At 34.4% G+C, this 12967-nt stretch carries 4 protein-coding genes; 1 reads left to right on the forward strand and 3 read right to left on the reverse strand.

The features are described 5' to 3' along the window. Positions 1 to 66: 66 nt before the first annotated feature. The 3 genes from MC378_RS06595 to MC378_RS06605 form a co-directional block, all read right to left on the reverse strand. A complete protein-coding gene (locus tag MC378_RS06595) occupies positions 67 to 276 on the reverse strand; it encodes a heavy-metal-associated domain-containing protein (RefSeq protein WP_242177956.1) in 210 nt (69 codons plus the stop codon). Between the two features lie 12 nt (positions 277 to 288). Beyond that, positions 289 to 2502 (reverse strand): heavy metal translocating P-type ATPase, encoded by a 2214-nt coding sequence (locus MC378_RS06600; RefSeq protein ID WP_242177957.1) that lies wholly within the window; start codon positions 2500 to 2502, stop codon positions 289 to 291. Positions 2503 to 2593: 91 nt separating this feature from the next. Beyond that, positions 2594 to 3163, reverse strand: coding sequence for a helix-turn-helix domain-containing protein (locus MC378_RS06605; RefSeq protein WP_242177958.1), 570 nt, complete (start codon positions 3161 to 3163; stop codon positions 2594 to 2596). A 1245-nt stretch (positions 3164 to 4408) separates the two neighbouring features. On the opposite strand from MC378_RS06605, the gene MC378_RS06610 reads away from it, so the two are divergent. Beyond that, positions 4409 to 12967, forward strand: an 8559-nt coding sequence (locus tag MC378_RS06610; RefSeq protein WP_242177959.1) for an Ig-like domain-containing protein, incomplete at its 3' end; no start/stop codon positions are given.

Here is a 12967-nt window from a genome sequence, read left to right on the forward strand (position 1 = left end):
AATTGTGTTTTGAGCTTATAAAATGTGTAATTTGTAGAAATTACTTTGTACTTTATCTAGTTTCTATTAAATTTCTTCAATTTCGAAACCTGCACTTTTTACAGCTTTTACTACGCTTGTTTTATCCTCATTGTCTAATGTGATTTCTAAAATTTTATCTTCATGCTCTAAATCTACTTTCCAAAAATCTACGTTATCTAAATTATTTAATACAGGCGTTACAGATTTAATGCAATTTCCACAATGGATATTTGTTTTGTATTTTACGGTTGTCATCTTTTTTTATTTTTAATGAATGTTTTTATTTTTTAATCTTAAACTGTTAGAGAGTACAGATATAGAACTCATAGACATTGCTGCCCCAGCAATCATTGGGTTTAATAAAAAGCCGTTGATGGGATACAGCGCTCCTGCAGCAATAGGAATGGCAATAAGGTTGTAAATAAATGCCCAGAATAAATTCTGTTTGATGGTTTTCATCGTTGCTTTAGATAATTGAATCGCTTTAGAAATTTGTTTTAAATCGGAATGCATTAACGTGATTCCTGCACTTTCCATAGCAATATCTGTTCCGCTTCCCATAGCAATACCAACATCTGCTTGTGCCAAAGCATGCGAGTCATTTATGCCGTCTCCTGCCATGGCAACTACTTTTCCTTCTGCTTGTAGTTCTTTAACAAAAGCACCTTTATCTGCAGGCATTACATTGGCTTGATAGTTTTTTATCCCAACTTTGTTGGCAATTGCTTTTGCAGTTTGCTCATTATCGCCAGTTAACATATGTATTTCTATGCCCATTTGTTGTAGTTTCTGAATCGCAGCAAGCGTTGTTTCTTTTACTTTATCGGCTACTGCAATAAGACCGACTACGGTGTTTTTATGCGCTACATACACTACTGTTTTTGCTTCTGACTTTAAGCTATTTGCTTTCGAACTCAATTGGGTAGGAATTGTAATTTCCTTTTGAATCATTAAACGCTCATTCCCTATTCTATATAGTTCGTTTTTAAAGGTTGCTTCTGCACCCAAACCGGTAATACTTGTAAAAGAATCGATGGGAACTTTTTCTGTATCTATCGTTTTTAAATGTGCCACAATTGCTTCTGCAATAGGGTGCTCTGATTGTGATTCTATAGCAAATACTACTTTTTCTAGTTCGGGAGAAACTGTATTTTTATCCCAAATTAAATCGGTTACTTTTGGTTTTCCTTCGGTGATGGTTCCTGTTTTGTCTAATATTAAAGTATCAATTTTATAAGCAGTTTCTAATGCTTGCGCGTCTTTTATTAAAATTCCTTGTTGTGCTCCTTTACCAATACCCACCATTAAAGCGGTTGGAGTTGCCAAACCTAAAGCACACGGACAAGCAATAATTAAAACAGTAATTGGTGTTAATAATGCATATGTTATAGAAGGATCTGGCCCTAAGAAATACCATAAAACGGAAGTTACAACGGCTAAACCAATTACAATAGGCACAAATATACCTGCAATTTTATCTGCCAATTTTTGAATAGCAGGCTTGCTAGATTGTGCTTCTTCTACCAATTTAATAATTTGAGACAGTAAAGTTTCATCACCAATTTTAGTAGCAATAATTCTTAAAGATCCTTTCTGATTGATAGTACCTGCAAAAACTTTACTTCCTTTTACTTTTTCAACCGGAATCGGTTCTCCAGAAATCATACTTTCATCTATAAAAGAAGTTCCTTTTTTTACTTTTCCATCTACAGGAATTTTATCTCCAGGTTTTAAAATGATCAATTCTCCTTTTAGAATTTCATCATAAGAAATTACTTTTTCCTCTCCATTTCTAATGGCGGTTACTTTTTTAGGTTTTAAATCCATTAGTTTCTTAATGGCAGAAGAGGTTTTACTTTTTGCTTTTTCTTCAAAAAAACGTCCTAATAAAATTAAAGTAATAATAATTACTGCCGATTCGAAATACACATGAGGCACCAAACCTTTGCTTAAAAAGTACTGCGGATTTACGGTATTAAACACACTAAACAAAAAGGCAATTCCGGTACTTAATGCCACCAATGTGTCCATATTTGTAGAAAAACTCTTTAACCTTTTCCACGCAATGGTGTAAAACTCTGCACCACTATAAAATAAAACAGGTAGTGCAAGCGCCATCATAATCCAATTTTCATAAGGTATTTTACCCATTAAAAACATAGACATGATAAAAATAGGCACCGAAAATATGGCGGCGAAAATCAACTTCTTTTTAAGTACAGTCAATCTTTTTACTTCTATTGCCTCAAACTCTTTTTTAGTATCGTCTTTTGTTCCTATAATCAGTTTAAAACCAATTTCTTTTACTTTTTTTTCGATGCTTTCAATCGAAATAATATTTTCTTGATAGGCTATCGTTACAGATTGATTGGGATAATTTACAGCAACTTCAAGAATTCCTTCCTGCGGCTTTAAATACGTCTCTATGCTAATGGCACAAGAGGCACAAGTCATACCTGCTACTTTATATTGTTCTTTCATGCTATCACTTTTATTGTACTACAAAAGTACAGCTACACTTTACTGTTTATATTACAAAATTATGACGATTATTTGCATAATTATGCTTTTCCTAAAGCAAATCTAAAGGTTGATGATTGGGATCTTTCCTTTTTTTAAATTGAGATGGTGACATGCCGGTTTCTTTTTTAAATTGAGAGGAAAGGTGTGCTATACTGCTATAGTTCATTTGAAAAGCAATTTCTGATAGCGTATATTCTTTGTAAAAAAGCAATTCTTTTACATGTTCTATTTTCTGTTTTAAAATAAAACGTTCTATAGTAATCCCTTCTACAGAAGAAAAAAGCCTACTAAGAGAAGCATAATCATGATGTAATTCATCAGAAATATAATCTGAAAAATTGATATGTAAAGGTTCTTTTGAGTGATGTACTTGTGCAATTATTAAGGCTTTAATCTGCGTTATTATTTTTTGATTTTTATCCTCTAGCAACTCAAAACCTCTTTCTTTTAAACGGCTCCCCAATTCCAATTTTAAAGCATCATTTATTGCTGTAGTACTTTCTAACTTCCCTAATTGAAGATGTTGAATAGAGATCTGTAAATCTTCACAAATTTCTTTTACCACATCCACACAACGCAGGCAAACCATGTTTTTTATGTAGATAATATTAGATTTCATTTCTATGGTCTAAAATAACAAAATAAATAGAACTTTAGTTATAGATATTAAAAAAAGAGAAGGGTAGCTACCCAAAAAAAAGTGTAAATTTTAGAAATACTACTACAAGATTAGAATTAATTTATCGGAACTAAAAATAATTATGTAAGCGTCTTTTCTGTTTTGAGTTGTGCAGAATAAAATGAGAAAAATTGTAAAGAGAAGTAGACAAGGTTTTTTTAGATAAAATTTGGCTTTATAAAAAAGTCAATTATAATTTTTGGAGCATTTTTTTGCTAAAAAAATCAAAATTACCTGATTATATAACTTTTATTGTTTTTCATTTTATCCTACGTTCAAACCTAATACTGTAACAAAGAGTAACTATTTAAAAAACATCATTTTGATTTTAAGCGATGTTTTAAATGACTTTTCTGTTAATTATAAATTGTAACGTTTTTGTAACGCTCCTATTTAAAATATTTAGACTTTTTTATACAATTTAGCAAAAAAATAGAATCAAGTTTGTTTTATATCACAAAATAATACTTCATCACTTTTGTAATATTCTTAGTAAATAGAACCTATATATAGAATTAAAAAATATGAGTTGCCCTAATTGTAAACCTCACTTAAAAATTAGAGTTAAGAGAACATTTCTACAAAAATTATTATCAAAAAGTAAAAGATATGAATGTCTTAAATGTAAAAAAAGAAGTTATCAGTTTTCTTTGTTTAATAAAACTCACACTATTAAGTAGTCTTTTGTTAGTTCAATATTTTTAAAAAAGGTATAGCCAAAAGTAGTAAAGATTTCATATTTCTCATTCTGTTTTAAATTTATTAACAAGACCTAATTAAATAAATTGATTTTGAATTGTAAAAAGTCATTTTGAACAGATTATAGGGTTTATAAATTCCAAATTTCTAATAAAAATCAAGCAATTTCGCTTAAGATATTAGAAAATAAATGAATTTAAGACCATATAAACATTTGTAAGTCAAGTGTTTGAACATTGTAACGTTTTTGTAACGCTTTAAAATAGGGAAACACCCTTTAAAATTAGATTTTAGCGTGATGTTTCAAATAAAATATATAAAAATAGTAGGTGTTTTTTTATCCTACTTGCAGGCATTCTACTTTGATTAGTATGGTTATTTTACAATGACCAATTAATAGAAATAGATAGCAATATTAAACAATTAAAAACAACAAATTAACAATATTATTTCACATATTAAATTCATTATTAATAAACTATAATTATGAAAAAAATTACTTTTTTACTAGTTACAATATTCAGTTTTTTAACAGGTGTTTTACAAGCCCAGGATGGATACACATACACATTGGTAAACAATGGCACAAATAGTTTTACAATTGCAGCTGTACCAAACGCAAGTGCCAACAACTTCGCTACTGTTATACAGAGTTACGGAATTACTGTTATAGTGCCCGATGGAGTAACATTAAGTATTACTTCTTCATTAGGAAGCGGAGCAAGTGCTACTTTTTTTAATGGGACTGATGTTGCACAACCAACTATAGATGGCTATTTAATTACTGAAACTTTAGGAACCCCAGCTATCATATCAGCACCATCTGCAGCAACAAATACAACAATGATAACTGTTCAAGTAAATGGATCACCAGCAGACGGGACCATATACCTTCTTGCTAATAACTCTGCTTTAGCTACTTCAGTAACTCCTTTAAAAAGCTTTATGATGGCAGATATGGAAGATGATGCAGCTCCAGGTTATCTGAATAAAGTTGATCCTAACGCAACTGCATTAACTTCTCCTTTTTCTTTTGATTTTGCTTCTGTTGTTCCAAACGGAGCTCCAGGAATAACTGGAACATTAGCAGGGCAGACAGTAAATGATAATGCTACAGTATCTCCTTTTTCTACCATTACAACTTCAGATGCAGATGGAGACAATCTTTCTGCAACCATTACATTAGATAATAATGCTAAAGGTGTTTTAACTGGTACCTATTTAATAGGTACAGGGCCTTATACAATTGCTAGTACTACGCCTGCGGACTTACAAACAAAATTAAGAGCCTTATCTTTTAACCCAACAGATAACAGAACAACGACTTCAGAAACGACTACATTTACAGTGGATATAAATGATGGAACTACCACAGCATCAAACAATACAACCACAGTTATTTCAAGTGCAGTTGCACCAACAGTAAGCTCACTTTTTCCAACAGACGATGCAACAAGCGTTTTATTAGCAAGTAATTTAGAAATAACCTTTAGTGAAAACGTAACAAAAGGTACAGGAAATATAACCATTTATGATGCTGAAGATGACAGCGTTGTAGAGGCAATCGATGTAAATACAGCAGCAGTAAGTATTACAAATGCTGTTGTAACCATCAATCCAATCACAGATTTAGCATATAATAAAAGCTATTACGTGCAAATAGCAGCCACCGCATTTAAAGATGCAGCAGACAATACTTTTGCAGGGGTTACAGACCAAACATCTTGGAGTTTTACTACCCCAAAACCTCTAGCAAACATCGTTATTAGTGAAATAATGTACAATACACCAGAATCAGGTATAGATGTATATGAATATATAGAGTTATATAATGCTGGAACAGCTACAGTAGACCTTACGGGATATACTTTTTCTCAAGGGGTTACTCATACATTTACTACAGGTTCTATTGGTGTAGGAGAATATTTTGTGATTGCAATAAATGCAACTAAGTTAGATGAGGCTTTTGGTGATGGTACTGCAGATGCGCAATGGACGTCAGGATCTTTAAGTAATGGTGGAGAAGATATTGAATTATTAGATAACTTATCTCGCGTTGTAGATTATGTGAATTATGATGATAATACTCCTTGGCCCACAGGAGCTGATGGTGATGGTCCTTCCATAGAATTACGTGACGTAACTTTTGATAATAATGTAGCAGCAAACTGGTCTAGTTCTACAGACCCAAGAGATATTAGAACAAATGTACATGAAAATTATGGTAATAATTTATTAATGACAGGTACACCAGGTGCAGCCGCTATTTTTATAAAACCAGATGCCAACAATATTCTCTATGTAAATAAAAATGCTATAACTACTGGAGAAGGAGATTCTTGGGCAAACGCCATCCCAGAATTAGCAGATGCATTGGTCTGGGCACAAAACAACAAAGCAAACTTTACGACAACACCTTTACAAGTCTGGGTAGCAGGTGGTACATACATACCAATGTACAGCCCAGAAGATGGCGCTAATTTTGGTACAAACCAAGGTAGAGATAATGCTTTTTTACTAGTAAATAATGTTCAATTGTATGGTGGTTTTGCAGGTACAGAAACTTTGTTAACAGATAGAGATTTAAGTCTTACCGCTAATAAAACTATCTTAAGTGGCGATATAGGTACTATTGATGTTAATACAGATAATTGCTATCACGTAGTAATTAGCACAGGCGCTATTGGTACCGCTCGTTTAGATGGATTTACCGTTACTGGTGGGTTTACGAGTGGAAGTTCGAATTTAACAGTCAATAATGAATATGTTCTTAGAATTAGAGGTGGAGGTATGTATAATAACAACTCTTCTCCAACAATTACCAATACCACTTTTATCGGAAATACTGCTACAAATAATGGTGGGGGTATGTATAATGATAATAACTCTTCTCCAACAATTACCAATACCACTTTTATCGGAAATACTTCAGCTAAAAGTGGTGGAGGGATGTATAATAAGAATAACTCTTCACCAACAATCACCAATTCTACTTTTAGCGGAAATACTGCTACAAATGATGGTGGGGGTATGTTTAATGATACTTTTTCAATAAAAGTTTACAATTCCATCATCACAGGAACTGTTTATGATGGTATTTCTTCTCCAGTATATAAAAACAGTATCATAGCAGACAAAAGTTATGACAATACTGGAGCTGCAACTACTACAAATTTAACAGCTACAGACCTTTTTAAAGACCCAACAAACGGAGATTACAGTTTAAACAAATACAGTCCAGCAATCAATGCAGGAGATAATACTTTATACACTGGTACAATTGCTACAGACAAAGATTTAGCGGGTAATGCCCGTTTATTTGCAGGAACACCAGACCCAGATGTAATTGATTTAGGTGCGTATGAATTTCAAGCAGAACCATTAAAAATTACCCCTACAAATGGTATTTTATATGTAAACAAAACAGCAACAGGTAATAAAACAGGAGATTCTTGGGCAAATGCCATCCCAGAATTAGCAGATGCTTTAATTTGGGCGCACAATAACAAAGCAAATTTTACCACAACACCTTTACAAATTTGGGTTGCTGGTGGTACATATAAACCAATGTATAGCCCAGAAGATGGCGTAAATTTTGGTACAGACCAAAGTAGAGACAATGTCTTTTTAATGGTAAACAACGTGCAGTTGTACGGTGGTTTTGCAGGTACAGAAACTTTGTTAACAGATAGAGATTTAAGTTTAACCGTTAATAAAACAATTTTAAGCGGAGATATAGGTACTGTTGATGATACTGCAGATAACACCTACCACGTAGTAATTAGCATAAACGATGTTGGTACTGCTCGTTTAGATGGATTTACCATTAATGATGGACTTGGAAATGGATCTAGTAATTTAACCGTAAATAGTATACGTATCTATAGATTTAGAGGTGGCGGAATGGTTAATTATAAATCTTCTCCATTAATTATTAATAGTACTTTTAGCGAGAATACGACTTCATCTCTAGGTGGCGGTATGTATAATTATGATAATTCTTCACCAACAATTATCAATAGTATCTTTAGCAGTAATAGGTCTACCGATTATGGTGGCGGTATGTATAATAGTTATGACTCTTCTCCAACAATTACCAATACCACTTTTAGCGGAAATACTGCTAATTCTGGTGGCGGTATGTATAATAGTAATTCTTCTCCAAAAGTTTACAATTCCATCATCACAGGAACTGTTTATGATGGTATTTCTTCTCCAGTATATAAAAACAGTATCATAGCAGACAAAAGTTATGACAATACTGGCGCTGCAACTACTACAAATTTAACAGCTACAGACATTTTTAAAGATTCCGCAAACGGAGATTACAGTTTAAATGCTTTTAGTCCAGCAATCAATGCAGGAGATAATACTTTATACACAGGTACAATTGCTACAGACAAAGATTTAGCGGGTAATGCCCGTTTATTTGACGGTTTGTCTAACGATGATAAAATTGATATTGGTGCTTATGAGTTTCAAGCAGAACCAATAAACATTACGCCTACAGATAATATTGTATATGTAAACAAGAATGTTACAGCTGGTAATAAAACTGGTGACTCTTGGGAAAATGCAGTTCCAGAACTAGCAGATGCTTTAGTTTGGGCAAACAAAAAGAAGACAAATTTTACAAGTACTCCTTTACAAATTTGGGTTTCAGGTGGTACTTATAAACCAATGTACAGTCCAGAAGATGGTAAAAATTTTGTAAGTGATGGCAGAAATAATTCGTTTCTACTCGTAAATAACGTGCAACTCTATGGTGGTTTTGCAGGTACAGAAAACACCTTGGCTGAGAGAGATTTAAGTCTAACGGCAAACAAGACAATCTTGAGTGGTGATTTAGGTATTCTTGATGCTACGGCAGATAATGCTTATCATGTTATGGTAAGTGCGGGTGATATTGGTATTGCCCGTTTAGATGGTTTCACAATTTCTTCAGGATATGCAGATAGTAATGCACCTGCATTGTTGATAAATACAAAAGAAGTTTATAGTTGTTCTGGAGCAGGTATCTACAATTCAGAATCAGCACCTTTTTACACAAACCTTAGTATAAAAGAAAACAGTTGTACCGAATCTGGTGGAGGAATATTTAGTTATAAATCTACACCAAGTTTAACCAACGTCACACTGACAAATAACCAAGCAAAAGATGGTGGTGGTATGGCAAATCAATTTCATTCTTCTGCTACGCTTCTCAATGTGTCTATATTAAATAATAGTGCCACTACAAAAGGTAGCGGAATGTATAATGTAGATGAATCTGATGCAACGCTAATTAATGTGACGCTTGCAGGAAATAGAGCGACAGTAGAAAGTCAATTAGATGGAGTAGGTTGTGAAGGTGAATCAACGGTTGCATTTAAAAACAGTATTATTTGGGATGATATTTCTGGAGAATATACAGCACACTACTCTTTAGTAAAAGGTAAATCAGAAACAACTGATGGAAATATAAATGCTACAGGTTTAACAGAAGCAAACATTTTTAACGACCCAACTAATGGAGATTTTAGTTTAAAAAACGATAGTACAAACCCAACAATTAATTCAGGAGATAATTCATTATACACAGGTACTTTAGCTACAGATAAAGATTTAGCAGGAAACGCACGTTTATTTGTAGGAATTCCTGATCCAGCTATTATAGATCTTGGTGCGTATGAGTTGCAAACAGAGCCAACGATAAAGATAAGAAGTACAAGTCCAGCAGATGATGCCACAGGAGTATCACCAATTAGCAATTTAACACTTACTTTTTATGAAAGCATTGTAAAAGGAACAGGTAATATTACAGTACACGATGCATCAAATGATGCTACAGTAGAAACAATAGCTGTTACAAGCGGCAATGTGTCTATTACAGATAAGATGGTAACCATTAACCCAACAGTAAATTTAGCCTATAACAAAAGCTACTATATACAAATAGCTGCTACCGCGTTTAAAGATGGGGCAGATAATAATTTTGTAGGAATCTTAGATAAAATAACTTGGTCTTTTGCTACAAAAACCAATGTAGCACCAACATTTACCTCGGTACCTGTAACCAGCGTAAATGAAAACGCAGCCTATTCGTATACCATAACAACCAACGACATCGATGGCGATGGCCAAATTGTTACGGCAACTACTTCGCCTAGTTGGTTAACACTAACAAGTACAACAACCGTAAGCACCTTGGCAGGGAGTGGTACAGGTGATTTTTCAGACGGTACGGGTACTGCGGCACAATTTAAATTTCCACAAGGAGTTGCCATAGATGCTTCAGGTACGATCTATGTTGCAGATTCTGGTAATCGTAGAATTAGAAAAATAACACCTGCTGGCGTGGTTACGACTTTGGCGGGAGGTACAATAGGTTCTGCAGATGGCACGGGTACTGCGGCGCAATTTAAGTATCCTGTTGGAATTGCCATTGATGCTTCAGGTATCATTTATGTTTCAGATGCAGATGCTGGTAACATCAGAAAAATAACTCCTGAAGGTGTAGTCACCACCTTGGCAGGAGGAAAAGGTGCTTATAGTTTTGCAGACGGTATTGGCACTGAGGCAGGATTTAATCAACCTAATGGGATTGCCGTAGATGCTGCGGGCAATCTCTATGTTGCAGATTCTCAGAATCATAGAATTAGAAAAATAACCCCTGATGGTGTGGTTACAACTTTTGCAGGAAGTAATACTTATGGTTCTGCAGATGGCACAGGTGCTGCAGCGCAATTTGATAGACCTAATGGAATTGCTATAGATGCTGCGGGCAACCTATATGTTGCAGATATTGCTAATAATAAAATCAGAAAAATATCATCTGATGGTGTAGTTACCACTTTAGCGGAAATTGGTCTAGCTGATACTGGTAGTAATTTTAATGTTTCTTATGGAATTACTCTAGATGCTGAAAACAATGTTTATGTTACAGATTTGAATAAAAAAATATTGAAAATAACCCCTGATGGTGTAGTTACCACTTTAGCAGGAAGCACATATGGTTTTGCGGATGGCTCTGGTACAGCAGCACAATTTAAAAGTCCTTACGGAGTTGCAGTCGATGCTTCAGGCACTGTCTATGTTGCAGATCAATTTAATAATAGAATCAGAAAAATAACACAAACAAACTTTAAGCTTACAGGTACCCCAACTGCTGAAGATATAGGAGACAATAATGTGGTTTTACAAGTTTCGGATGGTAAAGCAACAAAGACACAGTCATTTACGATTAGTGTTAAAGATATTACTGCACCAACAATTACAAGTACAAGTCCAGCAGATGATGCCACAGGAGTATCACCAATTAGCAATTTAACACTTACTTTTAATGAAAGCATTGTAAAAGGAACAGGTAATATTACAGTACACGATGCATCAAATGATGCTACAGTAGAAACAATAGCTGCTACAAGCGGCAATGTGTCTATTACAGGTAATGTGGTAACCATTAACCCAACCACAAATCTCCTAAAAAGTAAGAACTATTATTTGCAAATTGGCAGTACCGCGTTTAAAGATATAGCCAATAATAATTTTGCGGGAATTTCAGATAAAACAACTTGGAATTTTGCCACAGAATTAAAAGCAACACCAACCATTAGTTTTGCAGATTTTACAAAAACCTATGGCGATACAGCGTTCGATTTAGCAGCAACCTCAACTTCATCAGCAACAGTTATGTATAGTGTTGTTGCAGGAGGAACTGGAGAAGTTAACTTATCGGGTAAAAACATCACTCTAGTAAATGCAGGGACAGTAACTCTAAAAGCAAGTGTAGCAGAAAATGCGAATTACTTGGCTGCCGAAAAAGAGATAATACTTACCATCAATAAGGCAACAAGTGTCCTTAGCGCAGAGGCTGTTCAAACGTTTACTTATGATGGAACGCTTAAAAATGTAATAGCTAGTTTAAATCATTCAGAGACTACTTTAACATATAGTCCATCACAAGGATATACGGATGCAGGAAGTTATGCGATTACAGTAAGTGCAGCAGCAACAACAAACTATACAGCAGCAAGTGCTTCGGTAACCCTTGCGATTGATAAAGCAACACAAACAGGATTGGAATTTTCAGATGGTATCTTTACGTATGATGGCACAGCAAAATCCATAGCAGTTACCGGTATGTCAAATGATGCTACGGTGGTTTATGAAAACAACGGTTCAATCAATGCTGGAGTTTATAGTGTAAAAGCTACGGTATCAAGAGCGAATTATCAAGATGCAGTGTTAACAGCTACAGTAACGATCAATAAGGCAACAAGTATCCTTAGCGCAGAGGCTGTTCAAACGTTTACTTATGATGGAACGCTTAAAAATGTAATAGCTAGTTTAAATCATTCAGAGACTACTTTAACATATAGTCCATCACAAGGATATACGGATGCAGGAAGTTATGCGATTACAGTAAGTGCAGCAGCAACAACAAACTATACAGCAGCAAGTGCTTCGGTAACCCTTGCGATTGACAAAGCGATTCAAACAGGATTGGTATTTTCAGATGGTATCTTTACGTATGATGGCACAGCAAAATCGATAGGAGTAACTGGTATGGCAAGTGATGCCACGGTGGTTTATCAAGATAATGACAAAACAGATGCCGGAGTTTATAGCGTAAATGCTACAGTATCAAGACCAAATTATCAAGATGCTGTATTAAATGCAACTTTAACGATCAACAAGGCAACGAGTGTTATAACTGCAGTAGCAGTTCAAACATTTACTTATGATGGAACGCTTAAAAATGTAATAGCTAGTTTAAATCATTCAGAGACTACTTTAACATATAGTCCATCACAAGGATATACGGATGCAGGAAGTTATGCGATTACAGTAAGTGCAGCAGCAACAACAAACTATACAGCAGCAAGTGCTTCGGTAACCCTTGCGATTGACAAAGCGATTCAAACAGGATTGGTATTTTCAGATGGTATCTTTACGTATGATGGCACAGCAAAATCGATAGGAGTAACTGGTATGGCAAGTGATGCCACGGTGGTTTATCAAGATAATGACAAAACAGATGCCGGAGTTTATAGCGTAAATGCT

Origin of the sequence: Polaribacter marinus (assembly GCF_022662535.1) — a bacterium.
GTDB lineage: Bacteria > Bacteroidota > Bacteroidia > Flavobacteriales > Flavobacteriaceae > Polaribacter > Polaribacter marinus.

Coding starts and splice junctions, on each gene's coding strand:
- MC378_RS06595 (WP_242177956.1), bottom strand. CDS start 276: ATGACAACCGTAAAATACAAAACAAATATCCATTGTGGAAATTGCATT.
- MC378_RS06600 (WP_242177957.1), bottom strand. CDS start 2,502: ATGAAAGAACAATATAAAGTAGCAGGTATGACTTGTGCCTCTTGTGCC.
- MC378_RS06605 (WP_242177958.1), bottom strand. CDS start 3,163: ATGAAATCTAATATTATCTACATAAAAAACATGGTTTGCCTGCGTTGT.